The organism is Legionella longbeachae (genome assembly GCF_004283175.1).
GTDB lineage: Bacteria > Pseudomonadota > Gammaproteobacteria > Legionellales > Legionellaceae > Legionella > Legionella longbeachae.
Genome location: NZ_RXNW01000018.1, coordinates 13,033 through 31,998 on the forward strand (window position 1 = coordinate 13,033; position 18,966 = coordinate 31,998).

The following is an 18,966-nucleotide window of genomic DNA, read 5'->3' on the forward strand; positions in this document are numbered from 1 at the left end:
GTTCAAAAATTGCTTTATAAATAGGTCTATTCTATAAAGAGATATGATGAAGTTAATGTTGGATAATTGCATAAGGATAATTTTTTAATGGAATTTCCGGGCATTAAGAGTGAGCAAGTAGAAAATAAGCTTGTAGCCGAGTCTTATAAAAAATTTTATTTTTTAATTATTGCAGATTTGTTTGCAACACTTTTCTATGCCGCAATTATTTGGTCGTCAGTGAAGAACAAGTTTCTGTTAGTCATATGGCTCCTGGTGATGCTCCTGTTCAACCATGTACTGCGAAGTTTATTTTTATTTCAATATTATCGCCGTATAAAACAAGATGGTTCATTTCACTCATCCTTCTGGAAAAATTATTTTATAGTAAATAACCTCCAATCGGGTATCTTATGGGCTTTAGGAGGAGCGCTGTTTCTCTACATAGATGATCCGCTGCATCGCATGACCATTTTTGTTTTTTTCATTGGTTTACTTGGGGCACCTGCGGCTAAATTGTTAACCATGCACATTGCTTACATTTGTTTTATGATGCCAATTTGGTTGCTCCTGGTTTTTTTATCTATATCCATTACCCATTCACTCTCATTTATCTTACTTATGGCAACCGTGCTTTATGTCATGACGGTGATCTACGCCACATCACAAGTAAACCAATTTTTAGTGCGATCCGTTTACCTGGAATTATACAGTTCCAATCTTTTGACTGATTTAAGACGTAGTGAGGAAAGTTTTCGCAATACCATTGAAAATGCCCCCATAGGCATGGCCATTGTTTCACCTGAAGGAAAATGCATCCATGCCAACCGCACTTTGCAAGAAATCCTGGGTTACAGTGACGAAGAGTTGCTTAATAAAAATATGCTGGAAGTCACTTACCAGGATGACGTAACGATGACTCGAGAAGCGATGAACAAACTTCTTCAAGGTGAATTGCGCATATCGCACATGGAAAAACGCTTTATTCGAAAAGACGGCAGTATAATCTGGGGAATGGTCAGTTCAAGCCTAATACATGATGAACACGGAGAGCCCATTAATTTTATTATACAAATGAAGGACGTAAGTGATCGCGTTCAAAATGAAGAAAAAATGCGCCAATTGAATGAAAAAACAATAGAAACTTTAAATGAATTAAAATTATTAGAACATGACGAAAGTTTATTAAATAAACTAAATCGTTCGCTGCAAATTTGTATTACAACAGAAGAAGCTTATCCACGAATCAATTTAATTGCCCAAGATTTATTTCCTGATTTAAATGGAGGTCTATCAATTTATAATAAAGTAACCAGACAAATAGAAACGGTAGTCGAATGGGGAAGAGAAAAATTGTTGCCCAACAAATTTCTTCCTATAGACTGCTTTTCAATTCGTGAGGCAACCACGAATGTAGTGGATGATCCCAATAAATCAGTTCCCTGTTCTCATTATAAAACTCCCCCTCAGGGAGGATATATGGCGTTACCGCTTACGGTACAAAATGAATTGATTGGCGTTATTCACCTGTGGGCACCAAAAGACAAGAAATTAACACAACACCAACAAGACATAGCGAATTCTTTCGGAAATATTGTAAAGCTTGCCATTGCCAATATTAACCTGCGGGTGTCATTGAGTGAATTATCATTACATGACCCATTAACTAATTTATATAACCGACGTTATCTAAATGAGATTTTGTCACGAGAACTCATTCTTATTGCCCGGGAAAACAGGACATTATGCGTAGCAATGCTGGATATCGATAATTTCAAGCATTTTAATGATACTTACAGTCATTTAGCGGGAGATGAGTTACTCAAAGCGATAGGAAAATTATTAAAAAACAGTTTCCGTGAAAGCGACTTTTGTGTACGTTTCAGGGGAGAAGAGTTTGTTGTTGTATTGTTAAATACAACGTTAAATAATGCCTTGACTAAAATGGAAGAGCTTCGTGAAAAGATAAAAAATATTACCCTATATTTTAAAGGCAATCGATTGAGTCACGTTACCATTTCAATTGGTGTTGCCGAAGCACTAAAAGATGGTGCTTCTATTGAAGAAATCATCAAGGCTGCTGATCACGCGCTTTATGCAGCGAAACAGGCTGGCAAAGATAGAGTAATAGCCTTCACCCAACACTCCTGACCCAATTGTTTAAAAAAGCTCTGGGGAAATTCCGTTCCTGTAACTTTGCACTACGGAAATGGCCGCCCGTCAATTGGGGCACAACTCCTGCATTAAGGTTAAACCTGGACCATGCTGTACCTGGGATAATCAAGCCCCACTTAATAAATCGTTAATCAATATGATCGATAATAGTTATAAATGGATTTATTGAGATCGGCCATGCCCAATTTAAGCCAAACATTTAAAGAATCATTTATAAACTATTTAAACAATCCTCATAGCGCTAAAAGCAAAGACAAGGTAGTACGCTCTGCCTTTGCAATTTATGAAGATGCGGTGACTCATAACGGTTTAGAGCCAAATAAATACATATTCCATATGTACGAAATCACAAATCAAGCAATACAAGGGATTAAAATAAAACCTGAACTCGCAAAAACACTGGATGATTTTATTCGTACTCTAAGTTATTCAGACTTAAAACAAGAGAGTCAGGCATTTCATGTATTGAATATTTGTTATAATTTAATGAGCCCCAAAAAATCCTGCCTGAGGGACATAATTAAGAACTTTTTGATTTTGCAAGACAAGTTGAGACGAGAAGACTTTATAGTAACCAATAGAAATTTTTATGGCTCATTTTTTCTGAATAATAAAGATGTTTCTAATGTGAGAGGAAAAAAATCAGTTATCGATAACTTGACTATGTCAGTTTGCAATGAGGTTTTTAAAGTTTCAAAAGCATCAGGGGAAAAATTTTTTCCTGTGTCGCTGGATCGCAAACAAAAAATTCAACATATAGATAGACATATTGACTGGTTATCTGAAAAGGAATGTGGACACATATTACATAACTTACTTCAAACAATAAATCCTATATTGAGTGCCCAAGGCAATTCTGATGATATAAGGGACCATGCTGAATATATGACTAACTCCGGGAAACGAAGTGCATTGATGATTCACTCTTTCAATGACAAATGGTTTTTTACCTTTCTAGCGAAAATAGTGAAAACCATTAAAGAAGTACTCGGAATAAAGACATCTGCTGAACATCTTCTTGAAAGCTCAGTCGATGAGGCAGAAAAAGTAGGAGTTACTTTGAAATAGATGTTTTTGATGAATCAATCATTGCTGAATAATCCAAACTTCCCATTAAAATCCTGCACATGACAAAGAGATCTTAAAGACCGCATATTGCTTTTGTTTATAATTAAAATAATATGTCGTAACCATTATAATAGGAGTTTGTGGTGAGCAAGGTTTTTACTAAAGAAGATACCAAGTATTCTAAACCAGAGCGTCCAGACAAAAAGTTACCAGCCATCAAAAATTATATGACCCCTAATGGTTTTGCAATGCTGCAAGCTGAATTACGTAATTTAATCAGTAATGAAAGGCCGGAAATTGTGAAGGTAGTAAGTTGGGCTGCGAGTAATGGGGATCGCTCGGAAAATGGCGATTATATTTATGGAAAAAAGCGTTTACGTGAAATTGATAGACGCATTCGCTATTTGACGAAGCGATTAGAAAGCGCACAAATAGTCGATCCCAAACTTCAAGTAGGCCTTACTCAAGTATTTTTTGGCGCCACGGTCCAATACATCAATGAAAATGGTGAGTCCCATTGTGTCAAAATAGTAGGTCTGGATGAAGCAGACATCAATGAAGGAAAAATAAGCTGGGTTTCACCCTTGGCGAAAACATTATTGAAAGCTAAAGTTGGAGATCATAGAACCTTACGGGTTGGTGATAAAGAATGTCACTTAACAGTGACCCATATTTCTTACATCGTCTAATTTTATATATACATTCAAGTGGTTGGTAATGTCCATTTCATCCATACAATCTCTATAGACCACAATGGACTTTGATTCATAACCAATGATTGGAACCCTACATGGGCGGTTGTAAGCTTTTCCTCATAAAGCTCACATGCCCATCACTATTAGCATCTTTTTGCTGTTAATGCTGAAGAAGGTAATTTAGAGTTCGGTAACTCGGAAACACTACCCATAAAAAATCGATTAGGGTTTTGGAAAACACGCTCTTCTTGTTTCTCAGTGGTTTCAAGTTTAGAGAAAAACTCCACCATTAAGCCCCCATGTTTAAACAAATGGGAACCCATCGTTGGGGTTAATTCAAAAGCTTTATCGATGAGAAGAATGAAGCCAGGGGAAAGCGAAGAACCATATTTGTGAGACAAGTAGTTTTTAAAGTCTTGCTGTTGTTCCCCACTGACATTAATGCTTTGAATCTTCTTCATATCTTCTTCGTCCAATGGCTCCCCATCAATGCCTTTATCCCAAGCTTTTTTAATAGAAATACAATTGCTTGGATGGATTGCATTTTTGAAATGCATCACCAGAAACTCATTAAGTTCTGCTTTAATAACGTCTTCTGTAACCAATTTTAATAAGGGATGACCAAGCACCGACTGAAAAAGCCTGCGCTTAACACCTGAATAACAACTGGGGCGATCGCCTTCAAGATCATCGTATTGTTCGAGTTGGCCATTGTTTTTACGTCTACTTTTATCCCAATTATGTGCACGCCCCAGATGAGCTAACTCCTCTATAAAATGCTCAAGGCGTGTCTCAAAAGTGTACTCATCAATACAGGGAGTCTCTTTATCAAGCGCTGCCAAATACAAAAGGCAGATGAGCGATTGGTATTCTTCAAACGTAGACCAACGCTCGCTATGTTCCTCGTTGATGTACACATAACTTGCATATTCATGCATCCAGGAGTTAGGCTTGGAGAGATATCGCCAGGCAGTGTGGGCTTTGTTTTGGTAGTAGGCTCTTAATGCTTCTTCCTTTTGTTCTGAAGTTAATCGTAGTGCTGCAAAGTCATTCCAGGCCATAGGTAATGCTAACTCTTCATGGTGGCTATTTTTTTGAATAGTGAGGAGTGCAGGTTGGGACTCATAGTGTTCTTGCAAAGTAGACCGCAAATCCATCATCACCTGAGAAACGCCTGCATGATGTAACAAAGACTGATAGCGGTCGATTACGGCTTGTAACTGTGTTTGTTCTCCTTGAGTTAAGGAGGTCATGGAGGATTCATGATCGGCTGCCAAAACGGCTAAGTCAAGACGACCTTGTTGTTCCTCACGGTAATAATTATTTTGTTCTGCAAGGGCACGTACCGCAGGAATATGGAGCAATACACTCGCGGCTTCCTGATTGCCCACGGATAACGCCAAGCGTAATAGCTCATTAGCATGGTTAGCTGTCACCGCAGTATGTGCCAATACTTTGACCGATGGCAAATTCAACAAAAAGCGTAAATCATCAATTAAGGCCCTATCGTTTCTGCGAATCAGGTTGCGTGCTATATAAAACAAGAATTTTGCTTCTTCAGCAGACACATCAAAAACTGCATCCAAGTTAGTTGCTTCCGCATTTTGTTGTTGCGCACGAAGAGCGGTGAATTTTTGTGACACAAAAGGCCAAACATACTGTTGCCCCCATTCCTCCTGATGCGCCTCAGCGTAAGCAAATACACATGGATAACTTAACATATACTGAACTACTGAAAGATGACCTTTCATTGCTGCTAATTGAAAAGCAATAAAATTATTTTTTTTAAGTATTTTCAGCATTTTATCAGGTGCTTTTTCTTGCAAATATTTAATAACTTCCAGATGGCCATGTGAGGCCGCAAATCGAAATGCACAAAAGGATCCCGCTTTAATCATGTCCTGTAGTTTCTCAGGCATTTTTGATTCCAGATACCGGAGCGCAGCAAGGTGACCTTGATTCGCTGCCCATCGAAAAGCATAGTAATTGTGTGCTTCAATCATGTCGTGCAATTTATCGGGTATTTTTGTCTCCAAAAACCTAAGGACATCAAGATGCCCTTGCTCTGCCGCCCCCCGAAAAGCAGCACATGAGTCATAAGTAATCATGTCTTGCAGTTGACTTCGAGTTAGTTTAGGCTCGATCGCCTCTAGGAGATATTCCAGGGTATTTAAATACCCTAATTTGGCAACTCGCTGAATTCGTAAAGAATAATTTTTAACCATAGTGAAACTGTCTATTTCATTGAATTCTTTTTGCAAATATCGCTTCAATAACTCTAAATGGTTCGTCTTATTACCTAATAGAACGACAAGGTTAAGAAATTCAGAAGTGCAAAGCCCTAATACGTCACCTAACTCAAGAAGCTGTTGGTTATTTAAGGAAGGATGGCTCAGTGCTATGGCTATCCATGCTTTGTTTTTTTCTATATCTATCGTCGAAGTTAATTTTTTCTTTAACACTTCATAGGGCATGTCCATCCAAGAGATAAGGGTGTTGGGAAATTCGTTGTCATTAAAAATTTCGGACCATACTGTCTCTGGAATTAAACCGGCTTGAGGATGTTGACTTCTTTGGATTTCGTTTAAAAAATGCATTGAATTAAGTTTTTATCGATTAATGATATGCGCTATATAATCGGAACGATCTTAATTAATCCAATTAGTAATATTAATATGTCATATCAAATTAATCGATACTATTTTACTTTCAATAAGTTGTCAGGATAAATGGGCAATCCATATGGAACCCCACTCACTAAGCCCTATACATCGTTGCAAGCTTGTTTGGCTCAGCCATGTGCTGTTGTACATTTTTCATTACCTGGAACTTAGTGGATGGCGCTCTATGTAGCAGCCCACAGATACCTTGATGCCGCGCATAAAGCACGGCAAGTAAATGGAGTTAATTTTGAAGAAAAATAAAGTCTATGTGTTTCTTAGAATCAGAACAAGTAGCGCAATAAACGCAATCAAAACAAGCGCTAACACCCCCATTGCTGAAAAGCTCTTATTCAAATTTTCTTTACTAAATTGACCAGGGTTGCCTTTAATAGTACGGTACAAAATGAAAATAATCATTCCCGCACCAATTAGAGCTAAAATTTGATATAAAGTTTCCATGAATCATTCCTTATCTATGCGCTAAAAGTTTACTCTTTTAAGTCTTTTTGATTTCAAAACTAAATGCATCTGAAAATAAATGCTCTGGAGAAACGCCCTTATTCACTAATGCATCTCTTGTGCTATAAACCATATCAAAAGGACCACTAATCACGATTTGCCATTGATTCAGATCACGAGGATGCCTGTCTAACACCAAAGAAGCCAGAGGTTTGCTGTTATCCTCAGAAACGGAAGAAAAATAATTAAATCGACTGACGTGAGTATTCCAGCTATTCACCTTTTCATCCAGATACAAATCACTTTGTAAGCGTGCTCCCCAAAATAACTCAAAAGGCCGGGTATCTGAAGTCGCTAATAACTGCTCGATCATCGCTTTTACTGGTGCAAATCCCGTTCCCCCAGCAATAAATATGATGGGACGCTGTGCGTCTAGATGTTCAATGGAGCAGACACCAAAAGGCAAGCGGATGTTGACAAATCCATGTTCCTTGATGTGGGCAAATAAGCGTTGTGTGTATGGATTTTCAAGGCTATGTCGAATATGCAACTCATATTTATGCGACCCTAAAGGTGCATTAGCAATCGAATAGCTAAACTCGTCCTGGTCAAAAACAATTTGCAGATATTGCCCTGCCTGATAATCAAGATACCGTTCTGGAGCTAAAACCACGCGCATGATGCTATCGGTTAATGGTGAAATGTCTTCCACCTGTGCTTTGATAATTTTTTCCTTCATTTACTTAATCCCAACGCAGGCCAATAGTCATTGACTTTTTTAAGGATTTCCTCATCCATAGCAATGGGCACTCCCCATTCTCTATGTGTTTCACCAGGCCATTTACTGGTAGCATCCATACCCATTTTTGATCCTAAACCCGAAACGGGCGAAGCAAAATCCAGGTAATCAATGGGTGTATTGTCGACCATCACGGTATCTCGGCCCGGATCCATACGTGTAGTCATTGCCCAGATCACATCTTGCCAATTGCGCGCATCAATATCATCATCACACACAATAACAAATTTGGTATACATAAATTGTCGCAAAAAGGACCATACCGCCATCATAATTCGTTTTGCATGGCCTGGGTATTGTTTCTTAATAGTGACTACAGCTAATCGATAAGAGCATCCCTCCGGAGGCAAATAAAAATCTACAATTTCAGGGAATTGTTTTTGCAATAAAGGAATAAAGACTTCATTCAAAGCAACCCCTAAAATTGCAGGCTCATCGGGAGGCCGACCTGTATACGTACTGTGGTAAATAGGATTATCTCTATGGGTAATACGCTCTACAGTGAACACCGGAAAAGTTTGTATTTCATTATAATAGCCAGTGTGATCCCCATAAGGCCCTTCAGGTGCCTCAACTCCAGGTTCCAAAAAACCTTCAAGAATAATTTCTGCACTTGCCGGCACATGCAATTCATTGCCAATACACCGTGTTAATCGGGTACGTTGCCCACGTAATAGTCCAGCAAACGCATATTCAGATAAAGTGTCGGGCACAGGAGTTACTGCCGCAAGTATCGTTGCGGGATCTGCCCCTAAAGTTACAGCTACAGGGAAACGCTCCCCAGGATAAGCTTGCTGCCATGCCTGGTAGTCTAATGCCCCTCCCCGGTGTGACAACCAACGCATAATCAATTGATTTTTATTTAACAATTGCTGGCGGTAAATCCCCATATTTTCACGTGTCTGATGAGGTCCTTTAGTAGTCACAAGCCCCCAGGTTATTAATGGCGCGGCATCTTTTGGCCAACAGGTTTGAATAGGCAAGGAAGTAAGATCAACCTCATCTTTTTCCCAAACGTGGGTTTGGCATTCCGCTCCATTTACATATTTTGGTGCCATATTGAGTGCTTGCTTTAATAAAGGCAACTTATTAAAAGCATCCTTAAATCCTTTAGGAGGCTCTGGCTCTTTTAAAGCAGCTAATAATTTACCGACTTCTCTTAATGCCTCGATATTTTCTTCACCCATACCCATTGCAACTCGCTCAACCGTACCAAACAAGTTAGTCAATACAGGCATTTTAGAATGAGGCGTATTAGTAAAAAGCAGGGCAGGGCCAGCAGAACGGAGTACCCGATCACTAACTGCCGTCATTTCAAGATAAGGTGATACTGGATAAGTGATCCGCTTTAACAGCCCACGAGATTCAAGTTGGGCAATAAAATCTCTTAGATCAGAGTATTTCATGAGTAAATCCCCTAGAGTAACTTGGGTAAAGTTGGAGCATCACTGCCAGACTTCAGGGTTTTGTCATTTTCGCCTCAGCGGAAATCCATTCCTATTTGAGTAGGGCATCTACCTCAAAAATAGGTTCCCGCTTTCGCGGGATGACAACATCTTCCTTAAGTCTATGGCTACGTCCTTTAGGCTAAACGGCTTTGGGAGCAACTTGATCCTCAGTATCTTAAATTTTATGAGGATCGTTTAGGATCAAATCCCAGGACATAAAGATAAATTCCTTACTTAAAACAGCAATAAGTAATCGTCATCACCCAGACTATTTTTTATATTTAAATATTACTTACTCTTGGCGTTTCATTGCATCAAAGAATTCTGCATTGGTTTTATGATTCTTCATACGCTCAAGCAAGAATTCAATTGCATCACACTCATCCATAGATTGTAGAATTTTACGTAATATCCAGGTACGCTGTAGATCTTCTGGACTCAACAATAGATCTTCACGACGGGTACCTGAACGATTAATGTTAATCGCAGGGAAAACTCGACGTTCAGCAATATTACGGCTCAAGTGGATTTCCATATTACCGGTTCCCTTGAATTCTTCATAAATCACTTCATCCATTTTTGACCCAGTATCCACCAACGCCGTAGCAATAATGGTCAAACTGCCGCCTTCTTCTATATTACGTGCGGCACCATACAAACGCTTGGGTCTTTGCAGCGCATTTGCATCAACACCCCCGGTAAGAACTTTACCCGAAGACGGGATCACTGTATTGTAAGCTCGCGCTAAACGAGTAATCGAATCCAGTAAAATTACTACATCACGCTTGTGCTCAACCAAACGCTTCGCTTTTTCAATAACCATTTCCGCAACTTGAACATGGCGATTAGCGGGTTCATCGAAAGTACTGGCAACCACTTCACCTTTTACAGATCGTTGCATTTCAGTCACTTCCTCGGGGCGCTCATCAATAAGTAAAACGATGAGATAGCATTCAGGATAATTTTTTTCTATAGAGCGTGCAATGTTTTGCAGCATCAATGTCTTACCCGCTTTGGGTGGAGAAACAATTAAGCCTCGCTGGCCGCGACCAAAAGGAGCACAGAGATCCACAACTCGTGCAGTCAAATCTTCCGTACTGCCATTTCCTTGCTCCATCACCAAACGTTGTGTAGCAAATAAGGGAGTGAGGTTTTCAAATAAAATTTTCCGCTTGGCACTATCCGGTGAATCATAGTTGATTTCATCAACCTTTAATAAGGCAAAATAGCGTTCATTGTCTTTGGGAGGACGAATTTTACCTGAAATAGTATCGCCAGAACGTAGACCAAAACGTCTGATTTGACTGGGGGATACATATATGTCATCAGGGCCTGCCAAATAAGAACCATCGGCAGAACGCAAGAAACCAAAACCATCAGTCAAGACTTCTAAAACTCCATCGCCGTGTATATCTTCACCCTTTAAAGCATGGGCTTTAAGAATGGCAAATATAATTTCTTGTTTGCGCATACGGGAAGGATTTTCGACACCAATCTCTTGTGCGATATTAAAGAGATCGGCAATAGGCAATTGCTTAAGTTCACTAAGATTCATACTTCTCACTTGATTGGTTGTTTAACGAATTGAATATCCGGGAAAATGTTTATTAAGAATAGCAGCTAAGGATTCAATGCTGCCTATGTGATATATTATTAGTATATCACATATTGCAAACAGGCTATCATAGCTTTACTAAAAGATACAACATTTTTTATCGAGAAAAATAAAAAATTATACGTGACTCTCAACAAACGCACTTAATTGAGATTTTGAAAGCAAACCCATTTTTACTGCTTCAACTTGACCATTTTTAAATAAAATCAAGGTAGGAATACTCATCACACCATATTTTGCTGGAGTTTGGGGATTCTCATCTATATTAATTTTTGCAAATGTCACTTGTTCGCTATGCGTACCAGCTACTTCTTCTAATATGGGGGTTAATGCACGACATGGACCGCACCACTCTGCCCAAAAATCAACTAATACAGGCTTATTGGATTGCATGACTTCTTGTTCAAAGCTTGCGTCAGTTACGGTTTTAATAAGATCGCTCATGTGTAAACCTCTGTTGTTTAAAATTGGTTAATTTACCTATTATAGATCACCACCTACCGCTTGCAACACACTTAATGCAGTAATTGCCGCAGTTTCTGTACGTAAAATTCTTGGGCCTAAAGAGAGTGGCTGAAATCCATGTTTACTTGTATATTGGACTTCCTGTTCACTTAACCCACCTTCCGGGCCAATAAGTAAAACAATATCCGCTACTTTAAAAGTATAATCACGCCAGGTTTTATTTTGCCCTGGGTGTAAAATAAATTTCAATTCCGCTTGGATTTCTTCCAAATATCGGCTTAGGGTAACCGGCGCATGAACTTGAGGCACACTATTACGTCCTGATTGCTCACAAGCAGCAATCACTATAGCCTGCCATTGGTGCAGCTTTTTGGTCATACGCTCTTGATCCAACTTGACTACGCAGCGTTCTGTAAGAATAGGAGTGATACTGGCTACACCTAGTTCGACTGCTTTTTGCATCACCCATTCCATGCGTTCCCCTTTGGAAATGGCTTGCGCTAAATGAATCGTCAAAGGTGATTCGCGGCTTACTTTTTTTATAGAGCCGACAACCACAATAACCTGCTTTTTTTTCACCGTCTCTATGATTGCATCAAATTCGCGATTATCACCACAAAATAAAGTTAGGTGTTCCCCCTCTTGCATGCGCAAAACAACCCCGACATGTTGGCTCGCTTCCGGGGACAATTCGAGCAACTGGCCTGTGTCGTAATTTCCTGGCTGATAAATTCGTACTGCTCTCATGAGTTTTTTTGTTCTCTTTCGTTGCCTGACTGAGTTAAAACGTTACCAACACTATAACAAAAATTACTTATTTTTGTCCCATATGATAGAATTTTTTATTTCATCAACGGGGCAAGGAAATTAAAAATTATGAGTAAAACACGTATCGAATCCGACAGTATGGGCGAAATTACTGTTCCTGCTGATAAATACTGGGGAGCACAAACCGAGCGCTCGCTTCATCACTTTAATATAGGCAAAGATATTATGCCTCGTGAAGTGACACACGCTTTTGGAATTTTAAAAAAAGCTGCAGCACTCACTAACCTTGATCTGGGTAAATTACCTAAGGAAAAAGCGGATCTCATCATTCAAGCAGCAGAGGAAGTCAGTAATGGAATGTTGGATGAACATTTCCCTTTACATGTCTGGCAAACAGGCAGTGGCACCCAATCAAACATGAATGCGAATGAAGTTATTTCCAATCGCGCAATCGAATTAGCAGGCGGAACCATGGGCAGTAAATCCCCCATTCATCCCAATGATCATGTGAATATGTCCCAATCTTCAAATGATACTTTCCCTACAGCCATGCATATTGCAGCCGCGATTGCTTTCAATAAAAAACTCATTCCTGCAGTAAAGAATTTACGTGATGCTTTTGCAGTGAAAGTAGCCGCATTTAAAGATATTGTTAAAATTGGCCGTACTCATTTGCAAGATGCAGTACCTATTACTTTAGGTCAGGAATTTTCAGGCTATGTTGCGCAACTTGATGCGTGTATTCAAAGATTCGAAGAGGTTTTACCCGAGTTGTATGAATTGGCTGCCGGGGGAACTGCGGTGGGAACAGGTTTAAATACCCATCCTCAGTTTGCCACAAAAGTAGCAGAACATATTGCACAAATCACCAAACTGCCCTTCGTCAGCGCTCCCAACAAATTTGCCGCCCTGGCATCCCATGAGCCTTTGGTTTTTGCCCACAGCGCCATGAAAGCCCTGGCTTGTGCACTCATGAAAATTGCCAATGATATTCGCTGGTTAGCGTCAGGGCCTCGATGTGGTATCGGCGAGCTGATAATCCCTGAAAACGAACCAGGTTCTTCTATTATGCCTGGAAAAGTAAACCCCACTCAATGTGAAGCAATGACTATGGTTTGTGCCCAGGTTCTAGGTAACGATGCCACTGTAGGTATCGCCGACAGCCAGGGTAATTTTGAATTGAATGTATTTAAACCGGTGATCATCCTTAACGTGCTTCATTCTCTGAACCTATTGACCGATACCTGCCGCTCTTTTCAAGAGTTTTGCGCCGAAGGAATCGAGGCCAATCACAAGGTGATTGATTATTATTTACATCATTCTTTAATGTTAGTTACCGCATTAAATCAGCATATTGGTTACGATAAAGCTGCTAAAATTGCTAAAACGGCACATCATGATAATTCTTCTTTACAAGAAGCAGCAGTCAAGCTCGGTTTTTTAACCGCAGAACAATTTGCTGAATTTGTAAAACCAGAAGAAATGACCTCACCCCATTAATTGAGTAATACTCAGTCAATAAAGACTTTTATTGATGCTCGCCTTTCTGCCCTGTAAGCAGAAAGGCCAAAATAGGTTAATATTATTGAATCACAGGAATTTGAGGTGCCGCTTTACGAGCAGGTCCTGGAGTAGCTGGCTGAGTAGGATCTTTAGAAGCATAGGTCTTTTGCTGCGGTTTTGGTTTAGTAACCGCTTGCTTTTCAGTCTGCGTTTTATTCGTTGGTTCATAAGATTTAGGATAATTCGATTGCTCTGAGCGTTGCATATCCATGCTACATGCACCTAACCCCAGAGATAAAGCTATTCCAAAACACCATTTTAATGATTTAAAATTTGGCATAGTATTGCTCCCTGCTTTTTATTATTTTTAATGAATCACCATTTAATATAGATTAAAAAAAATAAAATCACCACTTAAAACGATGTGAAATGTCCTCCTAAAATGAAAATACCTCAATAAATACCCTAGTATATTTTGAATACATCACAAACAACGAAAGGTTTAAAAAGCAACAAATCTTGCTAGAAACTCGGCCGTTTAACCTTCAATCAATTGCCCATCGCTTCTGTGAGGATAATTAACTTCCTTAAGTCATGGCAAAGAAGCCTTGCGTACATTACGAGCCTCAAGAGGCCTGTTGTGACACCCAAAATCAAATTTTTTTTCATTAAATAGCTTAACAATAGACTTACTTAACAATTCATTAATCAAAGCAATGTAAAATAAAACAAATCAAGCAAATTTAAAGCACTTCGTTTTAATTGAAAATTAATTAAAACATTTTTAACAAATTTCACCTGTCTGAATATACGAGGTTTTTACTATTATGTTTTCAAGAATACTAACCGGTGGTAGTACTGCATTCCGTTATAATTCTCAAAGAATTACTTCTCATCTTGTCAATGGCGCATCTAGTCGCGGGATATCCACATATGCTGCTGCGCGATTTGATCAAGAATGGGAGAGTCCTGAAAAACAAGAGGTTGCTAAAGCAATGACATTAGCAACAATAATCCCAACAACACACTCCTCACGAGAATCTGCTTTGGTTCAACCCCCCTTGGCTTCAGGAAAAATAGTTCATCCATCTGTTGTATATGCCCATGGAATGACTTATGGACAAGCTTGCGCGGTAGATAAGATTTTTGCTGTTTGTCCCGAACATTTGTTATTAATGCGAACAGCAATAGGAATATTAAGAAACCCAACCACACAAATTGAGCAAATCACGCGTATTATAGCTGCCGAGCTTGGGAAAGAATTAGCTAAATTAGATAAAAAAACTTTGAGAAGTCTTTTTGAGCTGGGCTCTAATGTTAATGAAAGTCGCTCTAGAGATATAATCGGAGACCCATCTGAGTTAATACCTATCCTCACCGGTGACAAAAAGGTTTCGCCGCAACAACTTTCAAGAGTTCTTGAAGTGGTTTTATCTCCTTTAGGTACGCTTGCGAATACCTATGGAACTCCTTACTGCAAAGTTGCCAAAGCTAAAAAAGAACAAAAGGATATAGGCGATTTGGAGCGTTTCATGGACAATGTCATGATGCCATCCCTAAGCCTCTTTCATGTACCATATATCAAAGCCCCTGGTTCACCTTATGCACATTTGCAAATGCAGCAATATGCCCAAGGAGCTCAAATTACAGAGGAAGAGCGTGTTACAATTAATCATTATCTTGAGTGTTGCTCACGTAAAGGCGGCCCTATCCCAGAGATTCCACAATTACGCAGCGTCATCGTTAAAGATCCTAAAGGTAGAACCATCCATCTGCATGATCACATGAATTTGCCACATTTTTTTGATGTTTCGGGAACGACTGGTGCGGTGATGCAGGCGTCATTGGGACTTTTACATAAAGCAGGTAAGTCAGGGCTTGTAAATGGTCCAAATGCAACTATTGGTTTAGGTATGGTCCTGGCAGGCTGTAATTTTTACAAGCAAGGATACCATAATTATTATGAAGTTCTCCCAGCCCTGCATTGGGTTAATCATAATGTTTGGAAACAACCCTTTGTAGAATTGACACCAACGGAACTTCTGTATGCTGTTCCAAAATTATTAAAAGAGTGCATCGATCCACAAAGTTCTATGGCTTCAACAGTTGGCGATACATTGGATCTGGTTACCGAGCATTTTGCATTGCACTATGAACTCTACAAGGAAAATCTCATGGCATGCCAAACTCAAAATCAAGACGAAGATCCATCATCCTCTCTAGTTGGCGTGAAGTTGGGTGATTAATTACAAGCGTTATGCGCTATGAAAGGCTATAGCAGCGAAACTGATGTTTCGCTGCGCACCTCTGCACCCTGCCTACCATGAATCCTGACACGGTAAAAGGTCCTCCCGTAACATTTTTTACCTCTGGCAGCTAACCACAAAATACCCCGGCTTGTTACGCGTACTTTAATAAGCTCTTTTTTGTGCTTAAATGGGCATCGATAAATTAAAATCAACCAAGCAGGGCTGAATTCCAATGATATTATGGCGTGGGCGTCTTTCCCTCAAAATCAAATACTTTTTCCAGAGGGGTATAAGATTTTGCATGAAGCAAGCTATGGTCAATATAATGAATAGGAACCCCGGCCTCTGACTTGGTAGTAATACAATTAACATCACACAAGAGTTCATATTGACCAAGTTGGGCGTAATATGAATTAGCCATTTCCAGCCATTCATTTTTCTCACTCTGTGTAATAGCCTTTAATATTTGCGGATTATATACCGGCCCAGTATTTAAAAAACGAGGCTCTGCAGCAGTAATATTTAACCCAACAAGTTCTGTTCCTTTGCGTAATCTAGTCAGATCTGCAGGTATGTTATCCAGTTTAAATAATTTTTGCTGTATTTTTAGGTACTCAGCACTATGTGGTTTGGGTATGTGGCTCACAGATGAAGAAAATAACTGATTCATGTCCTGAGCGATGGAAGAGTTACTTACGCCTCTAGATACCAGTGGCGCTGTGCGATTTGCAACTTGGAACAATCGAGCAAACATACTAAATCCTTGTCAAAAAAAGCTAAAGGACATTATAGCAGTGTAAAAATATTAATCAATCCATTTCTAAAGCTTTAAACTTAAGCAATAAGAATTTTTTTTTTATGCTTAAAAGTCCTATAATGAAAACCCCTATTTTTCAATAAAGGACCCAATATGATTTATTCGAACATACTTGCGACCATTGGACATACTCCCGTCGTAAAAATTAATCGTCTCGGTCGTGAACTCGAGTGTGAGCTCTATGCCAAATGTGAATTTTTTAATCCGGGAGGCTCCGTCAAAGATCGTATTGGGTATGAAATGGTGGTTCATGCTGAACGAGATGGGCTCATTAAACCAGGCGATACACTTATAGAGCCCACTTCTGGAAATACAGGAATAGGTATTGCTTTAGCAGGAGCTGTACTTGGTTATAAAGTTATTATCACCATGCCCGAAAAAATGAGTCAAGAAAAGCAATCGGTACTCGAACGCTTGGGAGCAAAAATTTACCGTACACCAACCGAAGCAGCATATGATGATCCTGAAAGCCACATTTCTTTAGCAAAAAAACTGCAGGCAGAAATCCCTAATTCACATATTCTTGACCAATACGCAAATCCCAATAATCCTAATGCTCATTATCGGGGTACAGCCCAAGAAATTATTGATGATTTCGGCAAAGACTTACACATGATCGTAGCTGGCGTAGGAACCGGTGGTACTATCACTGGGATAGCAAAACGTCTTAAAGAATATAACCCTTCCATTAAAATTATTGGCGTTGATCCTGAAGGATCCATTCTTGGTGGTGGCACTGAAATTAAATCCTATCAGGTAGAAGGCATAGGTTATGATTTCTTCCCGGAAGTATTGGATAATCATCTAATCGATCAGTATATTAAAATCAATGACATCAATTCATTTCAAACAGCGAGAGATTTAATTCGTGAAGAAGGCCTATTGGTAGGCGGTTCTTCTGGTGCTGCAATGTGGGCTGCTCTACAGGCTGCACAATCCTTAAGTAAAGGACAAAAATGCCTGGTCATTTTACCTGATTCAATTCGTAATTATATGTCCAAATTTGCCAATGATGAATGGATGAAAGCACAAGGATTTCTTTAATTTTTGGTTTGCCGCGCGGAGTTGACAAAACTCCGCGTCACTTGAACTAATGAATATTATCTTAATGCAGCTGTGGATTGATTTTCTATTTGATCAAACAAGCTATCAGGCTCAACTTGCTTTGTACTAATCCAACTGGCTAAAGCACTTGCCAACAGCTCTTTCGTATGTTGCTCTTTTTCAGCAGGGATATTAGCAATAACAGGCGTTCTCACTGATTGATCCAAGGAAGATAACGATAAGGTATTTGTAGACTGCGCCGGCAAAAAGGTAATATATAGATTCAAAAGTTGGTTATACGTTAATTCGCCAGCAACTACCATAGATAAAATTGTTTTTCGCCATTGGTCGTAGGTTTGCAATAACTCTTTATTATCCTGGGCAATCAGGTGCATAATCGCCGCCAGAGTTTCGTCTTGCTCATGTACATCCTCGACAGGTTTAGGTGCATTAATGGCTAATTGACCCACGTAAGCAAATTCTGTTTTATGTTTTACAGCAGGGAAATACTGTTCCCCTTGAATTTGAATCATTAAATTAAGCTTAGACATTATGCTTCTCCGTCATATACATCTCTTTTTCTCAGTTCCTTTCCTGGTTCTTTAAAGGATAAAGTAACAGTTATTCCCAAAGCATTTGCTAGTGCATTTAAAGCACTTGGAGGCAACTTCACTTTAGGATCACGTAAATAATTCTTTGGGGTTTCAGCACTTAAACCATTAAATACTTCACGGTATTTCAGAGGATGAATATATATCTCATCAACAGTCAGCTGACGTAATACATACGCCATGCATTCAACAAGCTCTGTCTTCCGAGTATTATTTATCAATATTCCCATACGCTCTGGTAACGTTAAAAATGGTTGGCTAGTAACATATCTAGGGAAATAATGATAAAAACGCTCTAGTATTTTTTTCAAAACTGCGTCATTACCACGCTGCGCACTATATAAAGAATCAATCAAGGCCACTGCCGCAGCATGAAACTGCTCATTGCCTACATTGATGAAGCTATACTCTTCACGCGGCTTATATCCCTGTGTTTTATTACTAAAAAATCCAGTCGAAAGTGCAACCATAATGCTCTCTCTCCAATCCCCAATATATTTCCATTCTAATGAATCAAAATTAAGGAAATATTAAATAATTACACATCATGAAATATAAATTAACACTTATTTTTATTTCGAACGTAAAAGATCATAATAAAATAACAC

The 18,966-nt window shown here is 39.2% G+C and carries 17 protein-coding genes; 6 read left to right on the forward strand and 11 right to left on the reverse strand.

All coding sequences use genetic code 11. From position 1 onward, the window contains the following. Nucleotides 1–87: 87 nt before the first annotated feature. The 3 genes from EKG34_RS15945 (at nucleotide 88) to greB (ending at nucleotide 3,911) form a co-directional block, all read left to right on the forward strand. A complete protein-coding gene (locus EKG34_RS15945) occupies nucleotides 88–2,130 on the forward strand; it encodes a GGDEF domain-containing protein (protein WP_080619842.1) in 2,043 nt (680 codons plus the stop codon). 201 nt (nucleotides 2,131–2,331) lie between these two features. Continuing rightward, nucleotides 2,332–3,222: a hypothetical protein gene (locus EKG34_RS15950; protein WP_003633694.1), complete on the forward strand. Its 891-nt coding sequence runs from the start codon at nucleotides 2,332–2,334 to the stop codon at nucleotides 3,220–3,222. A 143-nt stretch (nucleotides 3,223–3,365) separates the two neighbouring features. Further along, nucleotides 3,366–3,911, forward strand: a complete 546-nt coding sequence (greB, locus tag EKG34_RS15955; RefSeq protein ID WP_003633696.1) for a transcription elongation factor GreB — start codon at nucleotides 3,366–3,368, stop codon at nucleotides 3,909–3,911. A gap of 149 nt (nucleotides 3,912–4,060) precedes the next feature. On the opposite strand, the gene EKG34_RS15960 is transcribed toward greB, so the two are convergent. The 7 genes from EKG34_RS15960 to EKG34_RS15990 all read right to left on the reverse strand — a co-directional run bounded on the left by EKG34_RS15960 (nucleotide 4,061) and on the right by EKG34_RS15990 (nucleotide 12,113). Further along, nucleotides 4,061–6,514, reverse strand: coding sequence for an ankyrin repeat domain-containing protein (locus EKG34_RS15960; RefSeq protein WP_003633698.1), 2,454 nt, complete (start codon nucleotides 6,512–6,514; stop codon nucleotides 4,061–4,063). Between the two features lie 330 nt (nucleotides 6,515–6,844). Continuing rightward, the gene (locus EKG34_RS15965; protein ID WP_003633700.1) at nucleotides 6,845–7,039 is read right to left on the reverse strand and encodes a hypothetical protein; all 195 of its coding nucleotides are present in this window, start codon (nucleotides 7,037–7,039) and stop codon (nucleotides 6,845–6,847) included. Between the two features lie 37 nt (nucleotides 7,040–7,076). Then, nucleotides 7,077–7,778 carry an NAD(P)H-flavin reductase gene (locus EKG34_RS15970; RefSeq protein WP_003633704.1) on the reverse strand — a complete coding sequence of 234 codons (702 nt, stop codon included), beginning with the start codon at nucleotides 7,776–7,778 and terminating at the stop codon, nucleotides 7,077–7,079. Next, nucleotides 7,775–9,244: a 4-hydroxy-3-polyprenylbenzoate decarboxylase gene (gene ubiD, locus EKG34_RS15975; RefSeq protein WP_003633705.1), complete on the reverse strand. Its 1,470-nt coding sequence runs from the start codon at nucleotides 9,242–9,244 to the stop codon at nucleotides 7,775–7,777. Before ubiD ends, EKG34_RS15970 begins: the two co-directional genes overlap by 4 nt. Before the next feature lie 334 nt (nucleotides 9,245–9,578). Next, on the reverse strand, nucleotides 9,579–10,841 hold the full coding sequence (gene rho / locus EKG34_RS15980) for a transcription termination factor Rho (protein ID WP_003633706.1): 1,263 nt from the start codon (nucleotides 10,839–10,841) through the stop codon (nucleotides 9,579–9,581). 177 nt (nucleotides 10,842–11,018) lie between these two features. Then, nucleotides 11,019–11,345: a thioredoxin gene (gene trxA, locus EKG34_RS15985; protein ID WP_003633707.1), complete on the reverse strand. Its 327-nt coding sequence runs from the start codon at nucleotides 11,343–11,345 to the stop codon at nucleotides 11,019–11,021. A 39-nt stretch (nucleotides 11,346–11,384) separates the two neighbouring features. Next, nucleotides 11,385–12,113, reverse strand: a complete 729-nt coding sequence (locus EKG34_RS15990; protein ID WP_003633709.1) for a 16S rRNA (uracil(1498)-N(3))-methyltransferase — start codon at nucleotides 12,111–12,113, stop codon at nucleotides 11,385–11,387. Between the two features lie 129 nt (nucleotides 12,114–12,242). On the opposite strand from EKG34_RS15990, the gene fumC reads away from it, so the two are divergent. Continuing rightward, nucleotides 12,243–13,634, forward strand: a complete 1,392-nt coding sequence (gene fumC / locus EKG34_RS15995; protein ID WP_003633711.1) for a class II fumarate hydratase — start codon at nucleotides 12,243–12,245, stop codon at nucleotides 13,632–13,634. An 82-nt stretch (nucleotides 13,635–13,716) separates the two neighbouring features. On the opposite strand, the gene EKG34_RS16000 is transcribed toward fumC, so the two are convergent. Next, nucleotides 13,717–13,977 carry a hypothetical protein gene (locus EKG34_RS16000; RefSeq protein WP_003633712.1) on the reverse strand — a complete coding sequence of 87 codons (261 nt, stop codon included), beginning with the start codon at nucleotides 13,975–13,977 and terminating at the stop codon, nucleotides 13,717–13,719. Between the two features lie 487 nt (nucleotides 13,978–14,464). Here EKG34_RS16000 and EKG34_RS16005 point away from each other — a divergent pair, with 487 nt between their 5' ends. After that, nucleotides 14,465–15,883 (forward strand): hypothetical protein, encoded by a 1,419-nt coding sequence (locus tag EKG34_RS16005; protein WP_012978732.1) that lies wholly within the window; start codon nucleotides 14,465–14,467, stop codon nucleotides 15,881–15,883. Between the two features lie 241 nt (nucleotides 15,884–16,124). On the opposite strand, the gene EKG34_RS16010 is transcribed toward EKG34_RS16005, so the two are convergent. Next, nucleotides 16,125–16,640, reverse strand: a complete 516-nt coding sequence (locus EKG34_RS16010; protein WP_003633716.1) for a hypothetical protein — start codon at nucleotides 16,638–16,640, stop codon at nucleotides 16,125–16,127. Between the two features lie 156 nt (nucleotides 16,641–16,796). Between EKG34_RS16010 and EKG34_RS16015 the strand changes: the two genes are divergently transcribed. Then, on the forward strand, nucleotides 16,797–17,747 hold the full coding sequence (locus EKG34_RS16015) for a pyridoxal-phosphate dependent enzyme (RefSeq protein WP_003633718.1): 951 nt from the start codon (nucleotides 16,797–16,799) through the stop codon (nucleotides 17,745–17,747). 56 nt (nucleotides 17,748–17,803) lie between these two features. Here the strand turns inward: EKG34_RS16015 and EKG34_RS16020 are convergent, their stop codons facing one another. Together EKG34_RS16020 and EKG34_RS16025 are read right to left on the reverse strand one after the other, a co-directional pair. Beyond that, nucleotides 17,804–18,298, reverse strand: a complete 495-nt coding sequence (locus EKG34_RS16020) for a hypothetical protein (protein WP_003633720.1) — start codon at nucleotides 18,296–18,298, stop codon at nucleotides 17,804–17,806. Beyond that, the gene (locus EKG34_RS16025; protein ID WP_003633722.1) at nucleotides 18,298–18,828 is read right to left on the reverse strand and encodes a hypothetical protein; all 531 of its coding nucleotides are present in this window, start codon (nucleotides 18,826–18,828) and stop codon (nucleotides 18,298–18,300) included. Before EKG34_RS16025 ends, EKG34_RS16020 begins: the two co-directional genes overlap by 1 nt. Nucleotides 18,829–18,966: the final 138 nt, after the last annotated feature.